Below are 22992 nucleotides of genomic sequence, written 5' to 3'. Positions count from 1 at the left end.
TCACAATCCTGTTTCATCCGCGTGCACGCTCGACGGTGTTGACCACAGGTGTCGCGCGCAATGCCGCGATAATGTTGGTCAGATGTTTGACGTCAACCACATCAATATCGATCAGCATTTCAAAGAAATCCTGCGTGCGGTTGGTGAAGCGAAGGTTGGTGATGTTGCCGTGGTTCTTGGCAATCACACTGGTAATGGAACTTAGTGCCCCCTGTTCATGGCCAACCGTAAGGCCAAGGCGGCCGATGAAATGTTCTGGTTCACCGTCATTATCCCAGCCGACATCAAGCCAGCGTTCCGGCTGTTCGGTAAAGGTTTCAAGCGTATCGCAATCAATCGTGTGAATGGTAACGCCCTTGCCGGTCGTGACGATCCCGACAATGCGGTCCCCCGGCAGCGGATGGCAGCAACCGGCATAATGCACGGCCATTCCCGGTATCAGCCCCTTAAGCGGTATGGCGTGATCATGCTTGCGGTTTCGCGCACGCTCATGCGGGATCACTTTCCGGGCGGTTTCGACGTCCTTTGAGCCCGGGAACACCGCATGCACGACTTCCCGACCGGTATGATGTCCCGCACCAACAGATGCCAGAAGCGTATCAACGCTAGGCATTTTGAAGATTTTCAATACGCCATCAATGGCCTTGTCGGAATAGTCATACCCCTCCTGGCGGAATGCCTTCTGCAGGATGGCTTTCCCAAGGTCCTTGTATTGATCGTCCTGTTGCTGCCGGATAAAGCGGCGAATACGCGCGCGCGCCTTGCCTGTAACAACGAAGCGCTCCCATGTCGGATTCGGGGTCTGCGCCTTCGAGGTGACAATTTCGATCTGATCGCCATTGTTCAGCGTCGTGCGCAACGGCACCATCGCGCCGTTGACCTTCGCCCCGACGCATGTGTCGCCGATATGGGTGTGGATCATGTATGCGAAATCGACCGGCGTCGCACCAGCAGGCAGGGCAATCACATCGCCCTTGGGGCTGAAACAGAACACCTGATCCTGAAACATCGCCAGCTTGGTATGTTCCAGAAACTCTTCGGGCTCGGATGCGTGTTCAAGGATATCAAGCAGATCGCGCAGCCAGCGATACTGAACACCTTCCTTGTTTTCATCCCCACTGCCCTGCTTGTAGGCCCAGTGCGCAGCAACACCGTTCTCGTTGACCTCGTGCATCTGTCGCGTGCGGATTTGCACTTCGATGCGATGGTTTTCAGGGCCAAGGACGGTGGTATGTATCGATCGGTAACCGTTGGGCTTGGGCGTTGATATGTAATCCTTGAACCGGCCCGGAATGACCTTGTAATTGGCATGCAGATAGCCAAGAACCTCATAGCACTGCGGCATGTCATCGACCAGAACGCGGAACGCCATGATGTCTGACAGCTCGCCAAATGTGATGTTCTTGCGCTGCATCTTCTGCCAGATCGAATATGGCCGTTTTTCACGCCCGTAAATATCGACCGACAGCCCCTGGCGGCTGATGACGTCTTTTAGCTCGGTAACGATGCGGTTGACGACATTGTCGTCCTTCTCGCGCAGGAATTCCAGCCGGGCGCGGATCGAATCACGTGCTTCGGGATTGATATGCTGAAAGGCAAGATCTTCAAGTTCTTCCTTGATGTCATGCATACCGATGCGTTCGGCAAGCGGGGCATAAATCTCAAGCGTTTCTGCCGCAATCCGCACCCGCTTTTCCGGCTTCGGGATGTAATGCAGCGTGCGCATGTTATGCAAACGGTCGGCAAGCTTTACCAGAAGAACACGGATGTCCTCGGACATCGCCAGCAACAGCTTGCGGAAATTCTCCGCCTGCTTTGAATCGGCAGATTTCAGTTCAATCTGCGTCAGCTTGGTCACACCATCGACCAGCTTCATGATGTTGCTGCCAAACAGCTTGGTAATTTCCTGCGGCGTTGCGTCGGTGTCTTCGATGGTGTCGTGCAGCAGCGCCGTGATGATTGTGTCGCAATCCAGCTTGTAGTTCGTCAGGATACCTGCAACTTCGATCGGATGGGAAAAGTACGGGTCGCCATTGGCACGCTTTTGAGAACCATGTTTCTGGGTCGCATAGACATATGCCCGGTTCAGCGATGTTTCGCATGCATCCGGATCATAGGCCTTAACCCGTTCCACAAGTTCGTATTGGCGCATCATTCAGTGGCTTCTCCGTATTCATCCAAAGGCCGAAATCCGGCCCTTTCATAAGATAGTACGATTTGGATAAAAAAAAGCCACGGAAGATAATCACCGTGGCTTTTCTTTTGAACTTTGCCTCAGAACAAGATTTCTTTGGCCTTATTCGTCTTCGTCAGCAGACGGAATGGTCACACCAACCGAGGCATCCTGAATTGCTTCTGCCATCAGTTTCGGACCAAAATCGTCTTCGGATTCTTCGGGTTCATCGACTTCAACATGCCGCTGCAGGCCGGAAACCATGCCATTGCGCAGATCGTCATAATCAACGGTCTGTTCTGCGATTTCACGCAAAGCGACAACCGGGTTCTTGTCGTTGTCACGATCAATGGTCAGTTCGGCACCGGCCGAGATGTTGCGTGCACGCTGAGCTGCCAGCATCACGAGCTCGAAGCGGTTCGGAATCTTTTCAACGCAATCTTCGACGGTAACGCGCGCCATAAATGTCTCCAGAAATACTTTTGGGGTGTCCAGACCGGACTTTATAGCGTCGCATTTGCTTTGTTGCAACAGCGAAGCCATCGGGATGAACAGGTTTTTAGCGGATTTTTTGCATATCAGGATTGTTTTCGGATTTCCTGATCCGTCGGAAGGTCCGATATCAGATCGTTAATCGACCGATGAAGGTGCGGATGATGCCATTCGGGCACGATATCGCGCAGCGGCAGCAGAACGAACGCCCGTTGGTGCATGCGGGGATGGGGCACCTGAATGCCGCCCTCCTCGATCAGCAGATCATCCCCATAGGCAATCAGATCAAGATCAATCACCCGTGCTTCGTTTCTTTCGCGTCGAACGCGACCAAATTCCGCCTCGACATGGTGAAGACGCGCCAGAAGATCATGCGCACCCAAAGCGGTTTCAAGCCGCGCAACGCCGTTGACATACCAAGGCTGATCCGAAACCGGAACCGGTGCCGTCTCGTAGAACGGGGATACGTTTGCCACAGAAATGTCGCCATCCTCGGTCAATCGTCTAAGGGCTGCTTTCAATGTATCGGCTGGTGCCCCATATTCCTCCGTAGGAAGATTAGCGCCAAAGGCGATCAGAATCACTCTGTCATTATGGGCAGTATCGTTGTTCATGGTCGGCTTGCTCACGAAACTGGCTGTTGCACATCATTTACGGGGATGCTGGCGCATAACTACGGAAGCGGCCCCGTTGTGTCCACGATATTTTCGCCCTTTCTTTGTGTGCAGTTGCACGGTAAAAAAGTCGGCGTTTCCCGAATTTTGGAAACGGCATTATTAAAAAGCTATGTTTGAGGAATTTTCAGATGATTTTTTACCCGCAGGAACGCATCGGGCTGTTCATTGACGGCTCGAACCTCTATGCCGCCGCCAGGGCCCTTGGTTTCGACATAGATTACAAACGCTTACTTGATCTTTTTGCACAAAAAGGTCAACTGATCCGGGCCTTTTATTACACCGCACTGATCGAAGATCAGGAATATTCCCCCATCCGTCCGCTCGTCGACTGGCTTGACTATAACGGCTATACCATGGTCACCAAACCGACCAAGGAATTCACCGATGCCGCAGGTCGCCGCAAGATCAAAGGCAACATGGATATCGAGCTGGCAATCGACGTGATGGAAATGGCACAACATCTTGATCATGTTGTCATTTTCTCCGGCGATGGCGATTTCCGCCGCCTTGTTGACGCTGTTCAGCGCAAAGGCGTTCGTGTCACTGTTGTGTCGACCGTGAAATCAAATCCGCCAATGGTTGCCGATGAATTGCGTCGTCAGGCCGACAACTTTATCGAGCTGACGGAACTGGAAGGCACAATCGCCCGCAAGATTCAGCAGCGTCGCGAAGACGACCATCCGGATTTTGACGATCATCCGGAACATCCTGATCTGAATGAAATTGATTTCGATTAATCACCTTTTTCAACCAAACGACCGGGCGCAGCACGCATTGCGCCCGGCAAACTGTCGGACACGTGATGACCACCTATCTGCAACCCGACAGGGACTGCCTACTTTGCCCGCGCCTTGTTGAGTTCCGCCGTGCCAATCAGGCAAAGTTTCCCGATTTTTATAACGGCCCCGTCCGCCCGTTCGGCCCCCTTGACGCACGTCTGCTTGTCGTCGGTCTTGCCCCGGGGTTAAAGGGGGCGAATGCAACCGGCCGTCCTTTCACCGGTGATTATGCCGGTGATCTGCTTTACGGCACGCTCAAGAAATTCGGCTTCGCTACGGGCACCTATGCAAAGCGCCCCGACGACGGGCTTGAACTGGTTGATTGCCGAATCACCAATGCCGTCAAATGCGTACCGCCTGAAAACAAGCCGACAGGCCCCGAAGCCAATACCTGCCGCCCCTTCCTGATCAGTGAATTTGCCGCGATGAAAAACCTTTCGGCCATTCTGTGCCTTGGACAGGTGGCCCATCAGGCAATGCTGCGCACCTTTGGCCTGAAGCTTTCATCCCTGAAATTCGGTCATGGGGCATCCCATCAAATGGAAAACGGGATTACACTGTTTGATAGCTATCACTGTTCGCGCTACAACACCCAGACCTATCGCCTGACGCCAGAGATGTTTGAAAACGTCTTTGTCGATATCCGCGCACATCTGGACCGTTAAATTGCCTGATACAGCACCCCTAACCGGCTTGCTCGACCGACCTGCGCAACGTCTGCCGATTGACGTCCTGCGGGACGTTTTCGGCTATGACAGTTTTCGCGGTCAGCAGGCCGAAATCATCGATCATGTGATTGCCGGAAACGATGCACTGGTCCTGATGCCGACCGGTGGCGGCAAATCTTTGTGTTATCAGATCCCTGCCCTTTGTCGTTCGGGAACGGCAATTGTTGTATCGCCCCTGATTGCCTTGATGAAGGATCAGGTCGATGCACTAAGCCAGCTTGGGGTCAAGGCGGCCTTTATCAATTCAACACTTTCCCCGGACGCGGCGCGCGAAATCGAAACCCGCGCAATTGATGGCGATATCGATCTGCTTTATGTCGCCCCGGAACGGTTTGCGACGGATCGTTTTCTGAACCTGCTTGACCGGATCAGCATATCGCTATTTGCCATTGACGAAGCACACTGTGTTTCGCAATGGGGGCATGATTTCCGCCCGGAATACCGTCGGCTTGACCTTCTGCCAACGCGTTTCCCGCATGTGCCGCGGGTTGCCTTGACCGCAACTGCGGACACGCCAACCCGCAAGGACATTGCCGAAAACCTGCATCTGACAAATGCGCAATGCTTCCTGACCGGCTTTGACCGCCCGAACATTACCTATCGGATCGAGACAAAGGGCAATTCAAAGCAGCGCCTTCTGTCGTTTCTGAACCGTGAGCATCCCGAAGATGCCGGGATTGTCTATTGCCTGTCGCGTCGCAAGACCGAGGATGTCGCGCAATGGCTTACCGATAACGGTCGCCCGGCCTTGCCTTATCACGCAGGTCTGACACAGGAAACAAGACAGCTTCATCAGGACAGGTTCCTGCGCGAAGACGGTCTGATCATTTGCGCCACGGTCGCCTTTGGCATGGGGATCGACAAGCCGAATGTCCGTTTTGTCGCCCATCTGAACCTGCCCAAGAGCATGGAAGCCTATTATCAGGAAACCGGCCGTGCGGGCCGCGATGGTCTGCCAGCCAATGCATGGATGAATTACGATCTATCCGATATCGTTTCCATCCGTTCCATGCTGGCATCATCCGATGCGCCCGACAGTCAGAAACGCATCGAAAGCCGCAAACTCGATGCGCTGGTTGGCCTTGCCGAAACCACCAGATGCCGCCGACAGGTGATTTTGTCCTATTTCGGCGAAGAAGACACAAAACCCTGCGGCAATTGCGATACCTGCCTTGAACCGGTCGATACCTGGGATGCGACCGAGGCATCGCGTAAGGCACTTTCGGCGGTCTATCGTACCGGACAGCGGTTCGGTCCGGCCCACATCATCGAAGTCCTGATGGGACGCAAGACCGAAAAAATCCGTCAGAACAACCATGATGACCTTTCGGTTTACGGTATTGGCAAGGATGTGTCACAGCCGCAATGGCGGTCGGTCTTCCGCCAGTTGCTTGCCATGGGATATCTTCAGGTCGATGTCGAGGGGCACGGTGGCGTTTACCTGACCGAAGAATCCCGCCCCGTCCTGCGCGGCGAAAAAGTCGTTGAAATGCGCAAGGACCCCGGCGAAAGCAAACGCACCATGACCAAGCGGCTGCGTGATTTCGATACCGAGTTCGAGAACGAGGAAGATCGTGATCTGTGGGAGCGCCTACGCACCCTGCGCCGCGAGCTTGCCACCAGCCAGAATGTTCCGCCTTATGTCATTTTCAGTGACAGAACCCTTTGGGAAATGGTCCGCTTCAAACCACGGACATTGCAGGATATGGCATCAATCAACGGGGTTGGCGTCAAGAAACTCGACCAGTACGGTCTTGTTTTCCTTGATGTCATGGATGGTCGGCGCTGATCGGGACCGGCATCAAGACCCTGACAGTGCTTCCTTGATTGCACTCACAACCACATCATCTTCCGGCTTGATCCGGGTGGCAAAACTGGCAACCAGATTGCCGTTCGGATCGACCAGATATTTGTGGAAATTCCATTTCGGGGCCTGATCGCTGCCAAGTTCGGCCTCCGCCCATTTAAAGAACGGATGCGCATCTTCTCCGCGAACCGACTGTTTGGTGGTCATCGGGAAATCGACATCAAAATTGACGGTACAGAAATCCTTGATTTCGCTGTCATCGGCGTATTCCTGCCCGCCGAAATCGCCCGAAGGAACCCCCAGAACAACCAGTCCGTCGGCCCGATAGTCCGACCATAGCGCCTGAAGCCCGGTATATTGCGGGGTGTAACCACACATCGACGCCGTATTGACGACCAGAACCGCCTTGCCGCGATAATCCGCAAGGTCGATTTCGCCCCCGTCAATCGACGGGAATGAAAAATCATAGGCGTTGGTCGCTTTATCGCTGGCCATGGCAGAATTTCCAATCATCAGGCAAATGAAGCCGCACAAACCGGTATTCAACAGATTCCGCATTCCGTTTCCGAAAGTTCTGGTTTTCCTAGCCATATCGCTCTTCCGTCCATGGATCGGCATTATTGTGATAGCCACGTACTTCCCAAAATCCGGGTTTGTCGGTTTTGGAAAATGTTATCTGCTTCACCCATTTTGCACTTTTCCAGAAATACAGCTTGGGGATGATCACCCGAACCGGGCCGCCATGTTCCTCGGTCAGTGGTGCGTCTTCCCAATGATGGGCCAGCAACACGTCATCATCGATAAACTGATCAATCCGAACATTGGTCGTATAGCCGTCATGGGCGGTGAAAAGCACGTGGCGGGCATCTGATGTCGGCTTTACCAGATCGGCAAGCGATAAGGCTGACACACCCTGCCAGTGATTGTCGTAGCGCGACCAGCTGGTCACGCAATGAATATCGTTTTTGGCCATAAAGGGCGGCAGATCAAGCAATTGTCCGAAATCAAGCGTGACGGGGTTTTCAACCGCACCATCAATCGTCAGGCGAAAGTCATCCGTTCCGACATGCGGCGTAATGCCAAGATCAAGCACCGGCCAGTCCTTGACCTCGCGCTGGCCGGGTGGCAGGCGATTTTCATGTGCATGATCGGCCTGCCCCGTCAAAAGACGGCCGTTTTCTGCCCATTTCTGTTTCGCTTCGATCAGCTTTTCCTTGATCTTGCCACTGAAACCATCAGCCATTCATCATCCTCCCTGACCACATCATACGAAAAATGGCGCAGTCATGTTCACCATGTCTGCGCCATTTATGCATTCTATCGCCATTGGCAAGCAATACACATGCTTGCGAGGCAGGACTATTATCCGAAATCCCGCATGATCCGGGCCTTGTCACGCTGCCAGTCACGTTCCTTGACCGCCTCGCGCTTATCAGCCTTTTTCTTGCCTTCCGCTATCGCCAGTTCAAGCTTGGCGATGCCGCGATCATTGAAATAAAGCTTCACCGGAACAAGGGTGAACCCCTTTTTGTTCAGGGCGTCGCTCATTTTCGTGATTTCGCGTTTATGCAGAAGCAGTTTGCGCGGACGGCGTTCTTCATGGCCGAACGGCATCTTGCTTTGATATTCTGGAATATAGGCATTAATCAGCCAGATCTCGCCGTTCTTTTCTTCGGCATAGGATTCCTGAATGTTCCCCTTGCCGTCACGAAGCGACTTGACCTCGGTCCCGCGCAGGGCGACCCCGGCTTCAAAAGTTTCCGTCAGGAAAAAATCAAACCGGGCCCGCCTGTTTTGCGCGACGACCTTATTATTGCTGTCTTCTTTTTTCGGTGCCATTACAACAACTTGTAGGCCGAAATTAATCCCTTAGGACAAAATTCCGGCAGTGCGCAGCGCGGATTCAACGCGCTGCTTGGATTCTTCGGTAATCTCGACCATCGGCAGACGCATGTGGCTGCCGCAAAGGCCAAGAAGCTCGGCTGCATATTTGACCGGTCCCGGGCTGGTTTCGCAGAACATCGCCTTGTGAACCGGCAGAAGTCGATAATTCAACTCCTGAACCTTGGCAATGTTCCCGGCCGCCCATGCAGCGTGCAATTCCGCGCAAAGCTTCGGCGCGATGTTGGACGTGACCGAAATGCAGCCATGCCCGCCCTGCGCCAGGAACGGAACAATGGTGCCGTCTTCGCCCGACAACTGGCAGAAATCCGCCCCTGCCGCCAAACGCGTCAATGCCGGACGTTCCAGATCGCTGGTCGCGTCCTTCACACCGACGATACGCGGCAGTTTCGAAAGCTGTGCCATCGTATCAACCGACATGTCCACGACCGACCGGCCCGGAATGTTGTAGATCACGATCGGAATATCGGTCGCGTCATGAATAGCCTTGTAATGCGCATACAGGCCACGCTGACCGGGTTTATTGTAATACGGTGTTACAACAAGTGCCGCATCCGCACCGGCATTCTGGGCATGACGGGTCAGCGAAATCGCTTCGGCGGTCGAATTTGAACCCGTTCCGGCAATAACCGGGCCGCGGCCCTTGGCAACTTCAAGTGCCAGTTCGACAACGCGGTGGTGTTCCGCATGGCTCAAAGTCGGCGATTCACCCGTGGTTCCGACCGGCACAACACCGGTCGTGCCCTGTTTAAGCTGCCAATCCACAAACGACTGGAACGCTTTCTCATCGATTGCACCATCCTGTGTGAACGGTGTAATCAAAGCGGTAATCGAACCCTTAAACATCGATATCTCCAAATCTTATCGTGGATTGAAAGCGACGCGAAAATAGCGGCTGTTAAGGCATCCGGCAAGCGTCTGTATACATTAAAGCGCGCCTTGTTTGATCAAGGTTACTCTTTCGTCTTACGACCGATTGGCAATTGGCTGTTTCACTGCCATAATAAGGTTGTCTGGAGCGCATTACCTGCCGTAAGGCAAAAGGGGAATTTTAAATGGCGCATGCGTCTTTCCGCGGTGTTTCGATCTGCGCATTGGCACTCGGTATGTTCACTTTGCTGACGCCGATTGGCGATAAGGCATTGGCCGCAAGTCAGGATAAAAATATCCTGACCGAACTGCCGCCATCACCGGCGTTTTCGTCGGTTAGCCGTGCGCGGCTGAATGTTTTTCTTGATGCGCTGGAAGACGGCCGCACAAAAACATTCGAAAAACTTCTTCCCAACTTTGACGACCCGCTGCTTCAGAAAGCCAGCGAGTGGATGTGGCTGATCAGCCCGAATTCCGGTCGCAGTTTCGAAGAAATCACAAATTTCATTGATGCCAATCCGAAATGGCCCAGTCAGTCACTGCTGCGTCAGCGCGCCGAAGAAGCCATGACTGATGCCGTTCCTGACGATGTCGTTCTGGCATGGTTCAAGCGGTCCGCACCGGTTACGGCAGACGGTGCCACCCGCCAGATAAAGGCGCTTCTGGTGACCGGCGAAATTGAAGCCGCAACCACCCTCATACGCAACAGCTGGGTGAATGAAAACTTCGGCACCGGTCAGGAGAAGCGTTTTCTGGATCGATACGGCAAATATATCGATCAGGAAACCCATCAACAGCGCCTTGACCGCCTTCTGTGGGAGGGTCGTCTTGGACCGGCAAGCCGCACTGAAAAATATGTCAGCAACGATTATCTTTTGCTGGCCAAGGCACGCGCAGCCTTGCGGTCGCTCGACCCCGGTGTTGACGGCGCAATCAACCGTGTCCCCAAAAAATACCAGAACGATCCGGGCCTTATCTATGAACGCGTTCGCTGGCGCCGGATAAAGGACCGCGATCAGGAAGCGCGTGACCTGCTGCTCTCGCAGGCCAATGATCTCGCCTATATTTCAATCCGGCCGCAATACTGGTGGATTGAAAAGGCGATTCTTGCGCGCCGCGCCCTTCAGAAGGGGCATATTACCGATGCCTATCGTCTGGTTGCCAATCATGGCCAAAGTGATGCAGGCGATATCGCCGAGGCAGAATGGTTTGCCGGATGGATCGCCCTTGAATTCCTGGGCGATGCCCGCATCGCGCTGACCCATTTCCAGAACCAGTATGACGTCGTGCAATACCCGATCAGCCGTGCACGCGGGGCCTATTGGGCCGGCCGGGCCAACGATGCGATTGGGGACAAGGAAAAGGCGCGCGAATGGTACAGGCTGGCAGCCGATCACGCCCATACCTTCTATGGCCAGCTTGCCATTGATGCACTGGGTGCCAAGCCCACCTACTCTGTTGAACAACCAGTCCCGACGGAACAGCAACGCGCCGATTTCGAATCGCAGGAACTGACACAGGTTACCCGCAAACTTGGCGAGATGGGCCTTGGCAACATCATTCGTCCGTTTGTCATGGCGCTTGTTTATGCGCATGACGAGCCGGAATATCTCGCCATGGCAACCGATCTTGCGCGCGAATATGGCCGTGCCGACCTTGCAATCATTGCCGCCAAACGCAGCATCCGGACCGGTAGCGGATATCTGGATGCCGCCTATCCCATTCATGAACAGGTACCGCTTGGTCACAATCCCGACCCCGCACTGGTCCACGCAATCATGCGCCAGGAAAGCCTGTTTAACCCCGAAGCCGTTTCGTCGGCCGGTGCACGCGGCCTGATGCAGTTGATGCCTGCAACCGCCGAACGCATGGCCAAGGACCTTGATCTTGAATACGAAACCGCGCGTCTGACTGCCGATCCGGGCTTTAATATCTCGCTGGGGCGCGAATATCTTTCGAAACTTCTGGATCGCTGGGATGGTGAAGAAATACTGACCATCGCCAGCTATAACGCCGGTCCAAGCCGCGTAAGACAGTGGATTGCAGAATATGGTGATCCACGAGACGCCGATGTTGACCCGGTCGACTGGATCGAAATGATCCCCTATAGCGAGACACGCAATTACGTCCAGCGCGTTATGGAAGGCACCTATGTCTATCGCCGACGCTTCGCACGCGACGAAATCGCAATGGGTCAGCAGGATGAAACACCCTCGAATTCCCGGTGATTTGATCCAGCAACAGCGATCCTTTAGAGACAGTTGAACCGTTTGCGGTTTGCCAAAGCGAACACCATATTCGATCAAACCAAGTCCGACAGATGAGGCCAGAGCAAATGTCAGAAAATGCACTTACTTCCTGCCGCGCATTCGTTTTCGATGCCTATGGTACCCTGTTCGACGTTGGATCGGCCGTTGACCGGTTCAAGGAATCCATCGGGGATGAAGCAGACCGGCTTTCAAGTATCTGGCGCCAAAAGCAGCTTGAATATACATGGCTGCGCAGTCTGATGGGCGACTTCACGGATTTCTGGAATGTCACCGGTGACGCTCTTGATTACGCCATGGCAGCAACCGGAAAAAAAGACCCCGCCCTTCGCGCAAAACTCATGGAAACCTATCTGTCGCTTGATACTTTCCCCGAAGTTGTTGAAACCCTGAAAACACTTAAATCCCAAGGGCACAAGCTGGCGATCCTGTCGAACGGCGCCAAACATATGCTGATTTCAGCCGCAAAGGCATCCGGGATTCTATCACTGTTTGACCTGATCATCTGTGTGGATGATATCAAAACGTATAAACCGCACCCCGATGTCTATCAGCTTGCGGTTGACCAGCTCGAATTGACGCCCGCCGAAATATCATTCCAGTCGTCTAACGGATGGGATATTGCCGGTGCCGGGCATTTCGGGTTCCGCACGGCCTGGATCAACCGGACACAGCAGCCAACAGAACGCCTGTCTCATAGCGCAGACGTGGTTTTAAAAGGTCTGGACGAGCTGCTGCCGCTGGTCGCGCAGCCGGAAAAAGCCTGAAAACCGGGCCCGCGAAACACGCCAATCCCGATCAGACCGAATAAAGAAAACCCGGAAAAGCGATTTGCCGCTTTTCCGGGTTTTATATTCTTTGCTGGCCTGCGGGAAAGATTGCCGACACAAACCTTTTATTGTTTGTGTTCTTTCTTCACGTTCGCGGCAACAATCTGGCCGGCCTGAATGACGGTAAGACCGCCCTCTTCGACGGCACCTTCAATGCGACGGCAATGGCCTTCGATATGGGCACCCGGTTCGATCGACAGGCTTTCATGAAGGATATCGCCCAGCATACGGGCCGTTTCCGCCAGTGAAACGTCCCGGGCGCGAACCTGACCGGTGACAGAACCACAAATGCGAACCTTTTCGGCGACAATCTCGCCGCGGACTTCGCCGTTCTGACCAATTGTCAGGGTACGCGTGCGAATGTCACCATTCACAAAACCGTCCACCTGAACATCTGATTCTGAGATCAGATCACCGGTAACCCGAAGATCGGAATTGATAATCGACAGACCGCCTCTTTTTTCGGTCGCCGAATTTTGGGAATTAGTCGTTGTCTGCTGTCTCTTGCTCGTTTTTGAAAACATAATGTCCCGCCTCAATAAACTTGATGGGGTCTACCTGCTTGTCGTGAACCAGAACTTCATAGTGCACGTGGCTGCCGGTACTACGGCCGGTACTTCCCATCAATGCGATTTTGCCCTTTAAATTCACTTCGTCGCCCTTCTTGACGAGGACCTTGTATAGATGTCCGAAACGGGTTCGAAGGCCGTTACCATGGTCAATTTCGACCATCTTCCCGTATTTTCCGCTCCATCCGGCGAACACCACCTTTCCGGGGGCCGTCGCATAGATTGGTGTTTTCATGGGCCCGGCAAGATCAACGCCGGAATGAAAAGCCCACTTACCGTTGATAGGATCCTTGCGCTTCCCGAAAGAACTGGACAGGTAATAGGAATCCGCAGGCTCCCCCAACGGGGTTCTTTTTATTCTTTCATGCAGACTTACCAGCTGATCCATACGATCACCAACGGCAAGTGCCACATTTACAAACTGTTCGTCCTCGGGGTTCTCGGGCTCGAACGCCACAAACGGTCCCCCCACACCACCGGCAACTTCGCCGCTTCCAGACGCCTGCGGCTTCATGGGCGGCGTAATAACCTCGTCCATCGTAAGACCGGTCATTTCCAGCACCGATTCCAGCTCCAGAATGGTGCTGTCGGCGGTTTCCGCCACGCGCTGCATCGCCTGCTTCTGGATGGTATGCAGATCGGCAATCCGCTGACGTGCTTCACCAAGTTCCGATTGCAGTTTTTTCGAACGCTGCATCGCCTGATCACGTTCACGCATAACCCGCGACATGACGGTTTCGACAGTTTCCAGTTCGTCGCGCAACGCAAGATTGCGGTTGGTAATACCGTCAATCTGGGTCTGTAGCGCGTTCATCTGATTATCCATGGATGTCCGCAAGGCGGAAATCTGGACTTTTTCCTTTTCACTGACCGCCAGTTTCGAGGTGTAATCCTGAACCCGGGCCTGCAGCATCAAATTCTTTTCAGCCATCGACAGAAGATTACGGTGGGTATCTTCCATCTGTGAGGTGATTTCACCAAAACGGCGCTGGCTTTCGGTGACACGTGCGATCAACTGATTATAGGAAAGCTCGCTGCGAAACAGCTGTTCTTCACGCGCGGCAAGCCGTTGATCAAGATACCAGGAATAACCCGATACCCCGACCGTCCAGGTGATCGCAAGGACCCCGACCGATGCCAATGTCAGTTGAGCGTATTTGCCAATCCGCACTTGAGAAACGGAATCATTGGACCGCACAAGGATGTGCCGGTCCGGAAACCATTTTTCAATCAGGCGACGGCCACGTTCGAACGCCGACATACTCAGTGTCTAACCCCTATTTACCCAACATTGCCCGTTCGATACGAAATCGACGCACAACCGTTTTTTTTCAGACCCCGGCTGAATATCTATTTTCTTTACGCTACCTGTTAGCGCGAAGACAGGCAAGCACGTTAACACATCCTTAAGGGTAAAAAAATCATCTGCTTTGCACTTCAATATGTTACTCAATGATCTCCCGATGAATTCAACAGCGTTCAAAACATGCGTTTATCCCAATTCATGCTGACCTGTGCTGCAACATGGTTTTACAGCGGACGAACCACCAAGGCACCTGGCACGATGGGATCGCTGGCCGCTGTTCCTGTGGGCTGGGCAATCGCCGTTTTGCTGGGATACCCGGCTCTGTTGGCCGGAATTGTCATTGTGTTCCTTGTCGGAATTCCGATTTCCCATAAATACAGCGAGATGATCGGGGTTCACGATCCCGGTGAAATCGTCATCGACGAAGTTGCAGGGCAATGGCTTTGCATACTTGTCGTTCCGCTGGGCAACGGGCTTGCCGATCTCGGCTGGCTGGCGGCGGCATTTGTCATGTTCCGGTTTTTCGATATTCTGAAACCCTGGCCGATCCGCTGGATCGACCGCCGGATCAGCGGCGGTTTTGGTATCATGCTTGATGACATCCTTGCGGGCATATTTGGCATGTTTGTATTGATCGCCGCCCGCTACTTTGCAGGAGTTTGACCGCCCATGAACATCGAACCGGATATTCTTGCGCGCGCAGAAAACCTGATTGCCCTATGCAAATCCAAAGGCGAAATGATCGCAACCGCAGAATCCTGTACCGGCGGGCTTATAGCTGGCGGGCTAACGGCCGTTGATGGCAGTTCGTCCGTTGTCGATTGCGGCTTTGTGACTTATTCCAACGAAGCAAAACACGGCCTGATCGGCGTACCGCAGGAATTGCTTGAGACCTATGGTGCCGTCTCAGAACCGGTCGCGCGCGCAATGGCCGAAGGCGCACTGATCCGCGCACCACTGGCAACACTGGCTGTCGCGGTTACTGGCATCGCCGGTCCGGGCGGCGGATCAGATGAAAAACCGGTTGGACTTGTCCATCTTGCGTGCGCCGGAAAAGGTCGGCCTACCCTGCACCGTCGCCGGGTCTATGACGGTGATCGCCACGCGGTACGCAAGGCAACCATCATCGACGCCTATGACATGCTTTCGGAAATGGTTGGCAAAACCGGTTAATCAGATTGGCGCATCATCGCCCATGCAGCGTGAATGCAACATGCACTCACTGATCTGACAGGGCCTTGTCCGGCTCGCCATAAACCTGATGGGCGCGGGTTTCAAATGCACCAACCATCAATTTGACGGCCTCGTTGAAAACGACCCCGATCATCTTCTGCAACAGGGCAGAACGGAATTCGAAATCGACAAAGAAGTCGAGCCACGTTCCACCGTCTTCCGCCGGTTCAAACACCCAGTGATTGTTAAGGTACTTGAACGGCCCCTGCAGATATTCGACATCGACCCGATCCGGGCGCTGTAGCGTGACTTTTGATGTGTATTTTTCGCGAAACATTTTGAAACCGATCACCAGATCGGCATGCAAAACATCGCCATCACGCTTGCGCACACGGGATGCCACACACCATGGCAGGAATTCCGAATAGGAATCGATATCCGCGACGAGGTCAAACAGCTGTTCCGGCGTATAGGGCAGTTTCCTGCGCTCCGCATGCGTCGGCACCCTGATCTCCTTTGTCGTCGCGTTTATCGGTTTGAAATGCGGCGCACTTACTGCGCCGCTGTTGTTGCCTGCATTCTGGCTTTGGCTTCGTCAGCAGCCGCAAGCTTTCTTTCGCGTGCCTTGCGCAGTTCCTCGAAGTCACGGTCTGCATGATAGCTTGAACGCGTCAGCGGCGTTGCCGACACCATCAGGAAGCCCTTGCCGCGTGCCATCGAGGCGTAATCCTTGAACTCGTCCGGCGTCACGAACCGGTTAACCGGTTCGTGCTTGAGCGTCGGCTGCAAATACTGGCCAATCGTCAGGAAGTCGACATCCGCAACCCGCAGATCGTCCATGACCTGTGCCAGTTCATGGCGTTCTTCACCAAACCCGACCATCAGGCCCGATTTGGTAAAGATCGTCGGATCAATCTGTTTGACGCGATCAAGAATGCGCAGCGACTGGTAATAGCGCGCGCCCGGCCGGATCGAGGTATAAAGCCTGGGAACGGTTTCAAGGTTATGGTTGAAAACGTCCGGACGTGCACGGGCAACGATTTCAACGGCACCTGGCTTATCGCGGAAATCGGGGGTCAGAATTTCAATCGTGGTTTCCGGCGATTTATGGCGGATCGCCTCGATCACGCGGGCAAAATGTGCGGCCCCACCATCGGCCAGATCATCACGGTCGACCGAGGTGATCACGACATGTTTAAGCGCCATGTCGGCAACCGCCATCGCAAGGTTTTCCGGCTCGAACGGGTCAAGCGCACCGGGCATGCCGGTCTTGACGTTACAGAACGAACAGGCACGCGTGCAGGTATCCCCCATGATCATGAAGGATGCGTGTTTCTTCTGCCAGCATTCACCAATGTTCGGGCACGCCGCTTCTTCGCAGACGGTATGCAAATTCAGGCCGCGCGCAAGTTCGCGCGTTTCCTGATACCCCTTCGAGGTTGGCGCCTTGACACGAATCCATTCCGGTTTGCGTCCGGACGGACGATCCGGGCGTTTCTGCTTTTCCGGGTGACGAAGTGCCTGTGCTTCGTTGCGCGCCGTCGACATAGAGTTACCTCCGAAGGATTGGACGGGCGGCAATGTGCCGCCACGTCACGCATTTGTCAAACCGACAATCGTCCAAAACGGTCATACCGGGCATGTTTGCCCGGTACAACGCCATATTCTAGAAGTGGATCGCACGCCCATAGGCGTCAAGGACCGACTCATGCATCATTTCCGAAAGGGTCGGATGCGGGAAGACCGTATGCATCAGATCTTCTTCGGTCGTTTCGAGCCCCATGGCCACGACAAAGCCCTGGATCAGCTCGGTCACTTCGGCACCAACCATGTGCGCACCAAGCAATTCACCGGTCTTGGCATCAAACACCGTCTTGACCAGACCTTCGGCCTCGCCCAGTGCAACCGCCTTGCCGTTCCCGATGAACGGGAATTTGCCGACCTTGACGTCGTAACCGGCTTCCTTGGCTTTGGCTTCGGTCAGACCGACACTTGCCACCTGCGGATGGCAATAGGTGCAACCCGGGATCTTGCGCGGATCAAGCGGGTGAACCCCTTTGACACCGGCAATCTTTTCAACGCAGATCACGCCTTCATGCTCGGCCTTGTGCGCCAGCATCGGCGGGCCTGCGACGTCACCAATGGCATAAATGCCCGGCTCTGCCGTTACCGAATACTCGTTCGTATCAATGACGTTGCGATCAACCTTGACCTTGGTGGTTTCCAGACCGAGATTTTCGGTATTGCCGATCACACCAACCGCGGAAATCACGCGATCAACGGTCAATTCCTGTTTCTTGCCGTCCTTGGTTTCAATCGTGACGACAACATTGTCGGCGTTGCGCTTAAGGTTCGCGACCTTGGCTTCTGTCAGGATTTTCATCCCGTCCTTGGTCATCATCTTCTGTGCAAGGGCGGCCACTTCCTTGTCTTCGACCGGCATGATCTGCGACATGATTTCAACCACCGTCACTTCCGCACCCATGGTGTGATAGAAGCTGGCAAATTCGATACCAATCGCGCCTGAACCGACAACCACAAGGCTTTTGGGCATCTTGTCAGGCGTCATCGCCTTTTTATAATCCCAGACCACCTTGCCATCGGCTTCCAGCCCCGGCAGGGACCGCGCCCGTGCACCGGTCGCGATAATATAATTCTTCGCGGTATAGGTGCCGGCATCCTTGCCTTCGACCTTGATCTTTTTCGGACCGTCGAATTTGGCTTCGCCGTTGATCACGGTGATCTTGTTCTTCTTCAGAAGATGGCCAACACCACCCGAAAGCTGCTTGGAAACACCGCGCGAACGCTGAATGACTGCATCCAGATCAAAGGAAGGCTTTTCGCATGACAGACCGAATGACTTGGCATGCTGCATGTTGCGATAGACTTCTGCCGAACGCAGCAGGGCCTTGGTCGGAATACAGCCCCAGTTCAGGCAGATGCCGCCAAGATGTTCGCGTTCAACAACCGCGGTTTTCAGGCCAAGCTGTGCGGCACGAATGGCCGTGACATAGCCACCAGGGCCCGCGCCAACAACGATTAAGTCGAAATTGTTATCCGCCATCGTAAGATCTCCTTCGCCTGCCCGTCACCGGTCACAGGTCTTGAAATTCAAATGCTTGCGGGGACTATTTAAAGTCCCCGCGCAATTTCCGAACCTCAGAGCAACATGCTCAGCGGATCTTCGATCAGCTTTTTGAATTCAGCCATGAATTCAGCACCGATCGCACCATCGACCACACGATGGTCGACCGAAAGCGTGCAGCTCATGACGGTGGCAATAGCCAAGGCGCCGTCCTTGACAACCGCGCGCTGTTCACCGGCACCAACGGCCAGAATGCAGCCCTGCGGCGGGTTGATGATGGCAGAGAATTCCTTGATGCCAAACATGCCAAGGTTAGAGACAGAGAAAGTCCCGCCCTGGAATTCTTCCGGTTTCAGCTTGCCTTCGCGTGCCTTGCCAGCCAGTGCCTTCATCTCGGTCGAGATTTCGGCAAGCCCCTTGCCACCCGCATTGCGGATAACCGGGGTGATCAGGCCGCCCTCGATGGCAACAGCCACCGAAATGTCCTGCTGCTTGCACTGCAGGATGGCCGCATCGGTCCAGACCGCATTGGCCGCCGGTACGCGTTTAAGCGCGATGGATGCGGCACGAATGACGAAATCATTGACCGATACCTTCACGCCCTCGCCGGCCTTCTCGTTAAGCTGCTTGCGGGTGGCAAGCAGATTGTCGAGTTCGCAATCGACCGTCAGGTAGAAATGCGGAACCTGCTGTTTGGACTGGGTCAGACGACGGGCAATAACCTTGCGCATCGAGCTGTTCGGGATTTCTTCATATTCCGGCAAACCGGTCAGATCCGGGTTCCAGCCAGACGCCGCCGGTGCCTGCGGGGCTGCCGCCGGTTTCTCGCCAGCAGGAGCCGAAGAAGTAGCAGCAGAAGCAGCTTTATCGGCCGGTTTGGACGACAGTGCAGCCTCGACATCGCGTTTCACAACACGACCACGCGGGCCCGAACCTTCGACCTTGCCAAGATCAACGCCTTCATTGGCTGCAATACGACGCGCCAATGGGCTTGCCTTGATACGATCCCCACCGGAAACCGGTGCCGCAGGTGCCAGGCCTTTTGCCGGGGCGGCTTCTGGCTTGGACGCTTCCTGTTTCGGTGCCTCGGCTGCTGGTTCGGCATCGCCGCCGCCAACAGACGCCGAAGACGTATCCGCCCCGTCAAGGGCGCTGGCATCTTCGCCTTCTTCCAGAAGAAGTGCGATAACCTCGTTCACGGCAACGCCTTCGCTGCCTTCGGAAACAAGGATTTTACCGATTTTGCCTTCGTCGACGGCTTCAACTTCCATCGTGGCTTTATCGGTTTCGATTTCGGCAATGACGTCACCTGACTCAACGGTGTCGCCTTCCTTGACAAGCCATTTCGCCAAGGTGCCTTCGGTCATGGTCGGCGACAGGGCCGGCATCAATATCTTAACAGGCATGAACGCAATCTCCCGGTAACGGGGCGGCGCGGGTTTGCCGCGCCCTGCCCCTGTCCGTTTTACTTAGCGATAGCAAACGGCCTTGGCCGCATCGACGATGTGTTGCTCCTGCGGAAGTGCAAGCACTTCGAGGTTGGCAGCATATGGCATCGGAACATCTTCACCGGTAACGCGCGCAACCGGCGCATCAAGGTAATCAAACGCATGTTCCATGATGACCGATGCGATCTCGGCACCGATACCGGCAAAGTGCCAGCCTTCTTCGCAGGTCACGAGACGGTTGGTTTTCATGACCGAGCGAACGATGGTGTTCACATCAAGCGGACGGATGGTCCGAAGGTTGATGACCTCGGCGGAAATGCCCTGCTCAGCAAGCTGTTCTGCCGCTTTCAGCGCCTTGCCGACCATGATTGAAAACGCAACGATGGTGACGTCCGTCCCTTCGCGTTCGATCTTTGCCTGACCAATCGGAAGAACGAAATCTTCGTCGTCCGGCACTTCGAAGCTCTGTCCGTAAAGGATTTCATTTTCAAGGAAGACAATCGGGTTCGGATCACGAATAGCGGCCTTGAGCAGACCCTTTGCATCGGCCGCCGACCAAGGTGCGACAACCTTAAGCCCCGGGCAATGTGCATACCAGGATGCATAGCACTGCGAATGCTGTGCGCCCACACGCGACGCAGCACCGTTCGGGCCACGGAACACGATCGGGCAGCCAAGCTGGCCACCGGACATATACAGGGTTTTCGCAGCAGAGTTGATGATCTGGTCAATCGCCTGCATGGCGAAGTTAAAGGTCATGAACTCAAGAACCGGTTTCAGGCCCATGAATGCCGAACCGGTTGCAAGTCCGGTAAAGCCATGCTCGGTAATCGGGGTATCGACAACACGCTTATCACCGAATTCATCAAGCAGGCCCTGGGTGACTTTATAAGCCCCCTGATACTGCGCGACTTCTTCCCCCATGACATAAACGTTCTCATCGGCCCGCATTTCTTCGGCCATGGCATCGCGCAGAGCTTCACGAACGGTCTGGGTCTTGAACGAGGTATAGGTTTTCTCGTCCTTGGTCGCGTTCATGACGCTCATGGCACGCGGGTCCTGTTCGGCACGTTCAATCGCACCGCTTGCAGCAACAGGTGCTGCATTGGACGAACTGGCCGGTGCCTTTTCTTCTTCCTTCGCTTCGGCCGGTGCGGCGTCGGCTTTCGGTGCAGAAGACGCCGAAACATTATCAAGGGCAGAAGCATCCTCGTCTTCTTCGAGGATATAGGCGATCACAGCATTCACCGCGACGTTTTCAGTCCCTTCGGCAATCACGATCTTGCCGATGGTACCTTCGTCAACGGCCTCGACTTCCATCGTGGCCTTGTCGGTTTCAATTTCTGCAATCACGTCACCGGAGGCAACAGTGTCGCCTTCCTTGACGGTCCATTTGGCAAGAGTGCCTTCTGTCATGGTCGGCGACAGCGCCGGCATCAAAACTTCAATCGGCATTGTTCCCTCTCTCCCGGGAAATATCGGTCAAAAGCGGTTCGCGGGTGTCGCGATCACGCGTCGATCAGAATATCTGTGAACAGTTCGGAAACATCGGGTTCCGGGCTGTTTTGCGCAAACTCGGCCGCTTTGGCGACTTCCGCTTTCACATCCTTGTCGATGTCCTTGAGGCCAGCCTCGTCGATGATATCGCCATCGATCAGCAGCTTTTTGACCATATCGATCGGATCGTGCTCTTTACGCATTTTGTCGAGCTCGTCCTTGGTACGATATTTCGCCGGGTCGGACATGGAATGCCCGCGATAGCGATAGGTCTTGAGCTCAAGGATATAGGGCCCTTTGCCTTCGCGGCAATGCGCAACGGCACGTTCACCGGCATCCTTGACCGCCAGAACGTCCATGCCATCAACCTGTTCACCCGGGATACCATAGGCAGAACCGCGCTCGTAAAGGTCCGGGCTGGCCGAATGGCGCTGTGCCGACGTTCCCATGGCATACTGGTTGTTCTCGATGCAATAGATCACCGGAAGCTTCCAGAGCGCTGCCATGTTGAAGGATTCGTATACCTGCCCCTGGTTGACGGCACCGTCCCCAAGATAGGTCAGGCAGACACGGTCCTGACCGCGATATTTGTAATTGAAGGCAATACCGGTGCCGAGCGAAACCTGCCCGCCGACGATACCATGCCCGCCATAGAAATTCTTTTCCTTGGAGAACATGTGCATCGAGCCGCCCTTGCCGTGCGAATAACCGCCTTCACGGCCGGTCAGCTCTGCCATGACCCCTGCTGGGTCCATGCCACAAGCCAGCATGTGGCCGTGGTCGCGGTAACTGGTAATCACACCATCATCGCCGGTAATGGCAGCCTGCATGCCGACAACGACAGCTTCCTGCCCGATGTAAAGATGGCAGAAGCCACCAATAAGCCCCATGCCATAAAGCTGACCGGCTTTTTCTTCAAAGCGACGGATCAGAAGCATTTCACGGTAATATTTGAGGAGATCGTCACTGCTCGCCTGATTGTCGGCGCGCGTCGTGGCGCGTTTGCGTTTTGTGGTCGCCATGTTTCCTCCCGGTGGATGGCTGTCGCTTAAGCATCATGTATGAGCGCTTAATTCGGTACTGGACCACCGAAATGACTACCCAAAACTACGTGTCGAAGCAAGCAATCTAACCACCCGTAAACTGTTGTTTTGCAACGCACAATCACAAATAAACCAAATAATGGTTAATTCACGTTTTTTTGCATATATACATAATTCAAGCGTTTCCAGTGACTTGAGGAACCGGCTTCATTCCCGTTCATTCCATCAGGTCACAAATGCTATGCTTTCCTGAAAAGAATATCACAGATCCGACACGTTTATTTCGCAACTGCCAGAAGAAACAAAAGGTTGCGTTGCCCTGATCACAAACTATTGCAGGTCACAA

The 22992-nt window shown here is 54.4% G+C and carries 22 protein-coding genes; 7 read left to right on the top strand and 15 right to left on the bottom strand.

What is annotated here, in order from left to right; translation table 11 throughout:
- Nucleotides 1–13: 13 nt before the first annotated feature.
- The 3 genes from BC440_RS09490 to folK form a co-directional block, all read right to left on the bottom strand.
- A complete protein-coding gene (locus BC440_RS09490) occupies nt 14–2155 on the bottom strand; it encodes a bifunctional (p)ppGpp synthetase/guanosine-3',5'-bis(diphosphate) 3'-pyrophosphohydrolase (RefSeq protein ID WP_007089489.1) in 2142 nt (713 codons plus the stop codon).
- Nucleotides 2156–2296: 141 nt separating this feature from the next.
- Nucleotides 2297–2635 carry a DNA-directed RNA polymerase subunit omega gene (gene rpoZ / locus BC440_RS09485; RefSeq protein WP_007089488.1) on the bottom strand — a complete coding sequence of 113 codons (339 nt, stop codon included), beginning with the start codon at nt 2633–2635 and terminating at the stop codon, nt 2297–2299.
- A gap of 116 nt (nt 2636–2751) precedes the next feature.
- Entirely contained in the window at nt 2752–3279 is a 528-nt protein-coding gene (gene folK, locus BC440_RS09480) for a 2-amino-4-hydroxy-6-hydroxymethyldihydropteridine diphosphokinase (protein ID WP_071239957.1), read from the bottom strand.
- A 191-nt stretch (nt 3280–3470) separates the two neighbouring features.
- Between folK and BC440_RS09475 the strand changes: the two genes are divergently transcribed.
- The 3 genes from BC440_RS09475 to recQ all read left to right on the top strand — a co-directional run bounded on the left by BC440_RS09475 (nt 3471) and on the right by recQ (nt 6638).
- A complete protein-coding gene (locus tag BC440_RS09475) occupies nt 3471–4079 on the top strand; it encodes an NYN domain-containing protein (protein ID WP_007089486.1) in 609 nt (202 codons plus the stop codon).
- A gap of 65 nt (nt 4080–4144) precedes the next feature.
- Nucleotides 4145–4786 carry a uracil-DNA glycosylase gene (locus BC440_RS09470; protein ID WP_007089485.1) on the top strand — a complete coding sequence of 214 codons (642 nt, stop codon included), beginning with the start codon at nt 4145–4147 and terminating at the stop codon, nt 4784–4786.
- A gap of 1 nt (nt 4787) precedes the next feature.
- Nucleotides 4788–6638: a DNA helicase RecQ gene (gene recQ, locus BC440_RS09465; RefSeq protein WP_071239956.1), complete on the top strand. Its 1851-nt coding sequence runs from the start codon at nt 4788–4790 to the stop codon at nt 6636–6638.
- Nucleotides 6639–6650: 12 nt separating this feature from the next.
- On the opposite strand, the gene BC440_RS09460 is transcribed toward recQ, so the two are convergent.
- The 4 genes from BC440_RS09460 to dapA all read right to left on the bottom strand — a co-directional run bounded on the left by BC440_RS09460 (nt 6651) and on the right by dapA (nt 9404).
- A complete protein-coding gene (locus BC440_RS09460) occupies nt 6651–7151 on the bottom strand; it encodes a glutathione peroxidase (RefSeq protein ID WP_139328143.1) in 501 nt (166 codons plus the stop codon).
- 88 nt (nt 7152–7239) lie between these two features.
- On the bottom strand, nt 7240–7899 hold the full coding sequence (locus tag BC440_RS09455; protein WP_063091942.1) for a sulfite oxidase-like oxidoreductase: 660 nt from the start codon (nt 7897–7899) through the stop codon (nt 7240–7242).
- A 119-nt stretch (nt 7900–8018) separates the two neighbouring features.
- Nucleotides 8019–8495: an SsrA-binding protein SmpB gene (gene smpB, locus BC440_RS09450; RefSeq protein ID WP_007089481.1), complete on the bottom strand. Its 477-nt coding sequence runs from the start codon at nt 8493–8495 to the stop codon at nt 8019–8021.
- Nucleotides 8496–8525: 30 nt separating this feature from the next.
- Nucleotides 8526–9404 carry a 4-hydroxy-tetrahydrodipicolinate synthase gene (dapA, locus tag BC440_RS09445; RefSeq protein ID WP_007089480.1) on the bottom strand — a complete coding sequence of 293 codons (879 nt, stop codon included), beginning with the start codon at nt 9402–9404 and terminating at the stop codon, nt 8526–8528.
- A 209-nt stretch (nt 9405–9613) separates the two neighbouring features.
- On the opposite strand from dapA, the gene BC440_RS09440 reads away from it, so the two are divergent.
- Nucleotides 9614–11656 carry a lytic transglycosylase domain-containing protein gene (locus BC440_RS09440; RefSeq protein WP_071239954.1) on the top strand — a complete coding sequence of 681 codons (2043 nt, stop codon included), beginning with the start codon at nt 9614–9616 and terminating at the stop codon, nt 11654–11656.
- 107 nt (nt 11657–11763) lie between these two features.
- On the top strand, nt 11764–12462 hold the full coding sequence (locus BC440_RS09435; protein WP_071239953.1) for a haloacid dehalogenase type II: 699 nt from the start codon (nt 11764–11766) through the stop codon (nt 12460–12462).
- 128 nt (nt 12463–12590) lie between these two features.
- Here BC440_RS09435 and BC440_RS09430 read toward each other — a convergent pair whose 3' ends face one another.
- Both BC440_RS09430 and BC440_RS09425 read right to left on the bottom strand, forming a co-directional pair.
- A complete protein-coding gene (locus BC440_RS09430; protein ID WP_071239952.1) occupies nt 12591–13049 on the bottom strand; it encodes a polymer-forming cytoskeletal protein in 459 nt (152 codons plus the stop codon).
- On the bottom strand, nt 13009–14355 hold the full coding sequence (locus BC440_RS09425) for a M23 family metallopeptidase (protein WP_007089476.1): 1347 nt from the start codon (nt 14353–14355) through the stop codon (nt 13009–13011). Before BC440_RS09425 ends, BC440_RS09430 begins: the two co-directional genes overlap by 41 nt.
- A 225-nt stretch (nt 14356–14580) precedes the next feature.
- On the opposite strand from BC440_RS09425, the gene BC440_RS09420 reads away from it, so the two are divergent.
- Both BC440_RS09420 and BC440_RS09415 read left to right on the top strand, forming a co-directional pair.
- Nucleotides 14581–15063, top strand: coding sequence for a phosphatidylglycerophosphatase A (locus BC440_RS09420; RefSeq protein WP_007089475.1), 483 nt, complete (start codon nt 14581–14583; stop codon nt 15061–15063).
- Between the two features lie 6 nt (nt 15064–15069).
- Nucleotides 15070–15573: a CinA family protein gene (locus BC440_RS09415; protein ID WP_071239951.1), complete on the top strand. Its 504-nt coding sequence runs from the start codon at nt 15070–15072 to the stop codon at nt 15571–15573.
- Between the two features lie 46 nt (nt 15574–15619).
- On the opposite strand, the gene BC440_RS09410 is transcribed toward BC440_RS09415, so the two are convergent.
- From BC440_RS09410 to pdhA, 6 genes are all read right to left on the bottom strand, one after another.
- The gene (locus BC440_RS09410) at nt 15620–16078 is read right to left on the bottom strand and encodes a type II toxin-antitoxin system RatA family toxin (RefSeq protein WP_037991250.1); all 459 of its coding nucleotides are present in this window, start codon (nt 16076–16078) and stop codon (nt 15620–15622) included.
- Nucleotides 16079–16125: 47 nt separating this feature from the next.
- The gene (gene lipA / locus BC440_RS09405; RefSeq protein WP_007089472.1) at nt 16126–17121 is read right to left on the bottom strand and encodes a lipoyl synthase; all 996 of its coding nucleotides are present in this window, start codon (nt 17119–17121) and stop codon (nt 16126–16128) included.
- Nucleotides 17122–17239: 118 nt separating this feature from the next.
- Entirely contained in the window at nt 17240–18637 is a 1398-nt protein-coding gene (gene lpdA, locus BC440_RS09400; protein WP_071239950.1) for a dihydrolipoyl dehydrogenase, read from the bottom strand.
- A gap of 95 nt (nt 18638–18732) precedes the next feature.
- Complete coding sequence (locus BC440_RS09395; protein ID WP_071239949.1) at nt 18733–20064, bottom strand: pyruvate dehydrogenase complex dihydrolipoamide acetyltransferase; 1332 nt, start codon at nt 20062–20064, stop codon at nt 18733–18735.
- A gap of 63 nt (nt 20065–20127) precedes the next feature.
- Entirely contained in the window at nt 20128–21561 is a 1434-nt protein-coding gene (locus BC440_RS09390; RefSeq protein WP_037991262.1) for a pyruvate dehydrogenase complex E1 component subunit beta, read from the bottom strand.
- Between the two features lie 53 nt (nt 21562–21614).
- Nucleotides 21615–22625: a pyruvate dehydrogenase (acetyl-transferring) E1 component subunit alpha gene (pdhA, locus tag BC440_RS09385; protein WP_037991264.1), complete on the bottom strand. Its 1011-nt coding sequence runs from the start codon at nt 22623–22625 to the stop codon at nt 21615–21617.
- Nucleotides 22626–22992 lie beyond the last annotated feature (367 nt).

The sequence above is a fragment of the Thalassospira sp. MIT1004 genome, from assembly GCF_001858545.1.
GTDB classification, from domain to species: Bacteria; Pseudomonadota; Alphaproteobacteria; order Rhodospirillales; family Thalassospiraceae; genus Thalassospira; species Thalassospira xiamenensis.
The sequence above is the reverse complement of the archived record's forward strand: the minus strand, read 5'-3'. Positions and strand labels throughout refer to the sequence as shown.

What these genes read in the sequence shown, in the direction of transcription:
- BC440_RS09490 (WP_007089489.1), bottom strand. Translation starts at nt 2,155, where the DNA reads ATGATGCGCCAATACGAACTTGTGGAACGGGTTAAGGCCTATGATCCG.
- rpoZ (WP_007089488.1), bottom strand. Translation starts at nt 2,635, where the DNA reads ATGGCGCGCGTTACCGTCGAAGATTGCGTTGAAAAGATTCCGAACCGC.
- folK (WP_071239957.1), bottom strand. Translation starts at nt 3,279, where the DNA reads ATGAACAACGATACTGCCCATAATGACAGAGTGATTCTGATCGCCTTT.
- BC440_RS09475 (WP_007089486.1), top strand. Translation starts at nt 3,471, where the DNA reads ATGATTTTTTACCCGCAGGAACGCATCGGGCTGTTCATTGACGGCTCG.
- BC440_RS09470 (WP_007089485.1), top strand. Translation starts at nt 4,145, where the DNA reads ATGACCACCTATCTGCAACCCGACAGGGACTGCCTACTTTGCCCGCGC.
- BC440_RS09460 (WP_139328143.1), bottom strand. Translation starts at nt 7,151, where the DNA reads ATGGCCAGCGATAAAGCGACCAACGCCTATGATTTTTCATTCCCGTCG.
- BC440_RS09455 (WP_063091942.1), bottom strand. Translation starts at nt 7,899, where the DNA reads ATGGCTGATGGTTTCAGTGGCAAGATCAAGGAAAAGCTGATCGAAGCG.
- smpB (WP_007089481.1), bottom strand. Translation starts at nt 8,495, where the DNA reads ATGGCACCGAAAAAAGAAGACAGCAATAATAAGGTCGTCGCGCAAAAC.
- dapA (WP_007089480.1), bottom strand. Translation starts at nt 9,404, where the DNA reads ATGTTTAAGGGTTCGATTACCGCTTTGATTACACCGTTCACACAGGAT.
- BC440_RS09440 (WP_071239954.1), top strand. Translation starts at nt 9,614, where the DNA reads ATGGCGCATGCGTCTTTCCGCGGTGTTTCGATCTGCGCATTGGCACTC.
- BC440_RS09435 (WP_071239953.1), top strand. Translation starts at nt 11,764, where the DNA reads ATGTCAGAAAATGCACTTACTTCCTGCCGCGCATTCGTTTTCGATGCC.
- BC440_RS09430 (WP_071239952.1), bottom strand. Translation starts at nt 13,049, where the DNA reads ATGTTTTCAAAAACGAGCAAGAGACAGCAGACAACGACTAATTCCCAA.
- BC440_RS09425 (WP_007089476.1), bottom strand. Translation starts at nt 14,355, where the DNA reads ATGTCGGCGTTCGAACGTGGCCGTCGCCTGATTGAAAAATGGTTTCCG.
- BC440_RS09420 (WP_007089475.1), top strand. Translation starts at nt 14,581, where the DNA reads ATGCGTTTATCCCAATTCATGCTGACCTGTGCTGCAACATGGTTTTAC.
- BC440_RS09415 (WP_071239951.1), top strand. Translation starts at nt 15,070, where the DNA reads ATGAACATCGAACCGGATATTCTTGCGCGCGCAGAAAACCTGATTGCC.
- lipA (WP_007089472.1), bottom strand. Translation starts at nt 17,121, where the DNA reads ATGTCGACGGCGCGCAACGAAGCACAGGCACTTCGTCACCCGGAAAAG.
- lpdA (WP_071239950.1), bottom strand. Translation starts at nt 18,637, where the DNA reads ATGGCGGATAACAATTTCGACTTAATCGTTGTTGGCGCGGGCCCTGGT.
- BC440_RS09395 (WP_071239949.1), bottom strand. Translation starts at nt 20,064, where the DNA reads ATGCCTGTTAAGATATTGATGCCGGCCCTGTCGCCGACCATGACCGAA.
- BC440_RS09390 (WP_037991262.1), bottom strand. Translation starts at nt 21,561, where the DNA reads ATGCCGATTGAAGTTTTGATGCCGGCGCTGTCGCCGACCATGACAGAA.
- pdhA (WP_037991264.1), bottom strand. Translation starts at nt 22,625, where the DNA reads ATGGCGACCACAAAACGCAAACGCGCCACGACGCGCGCCGACAATCAG.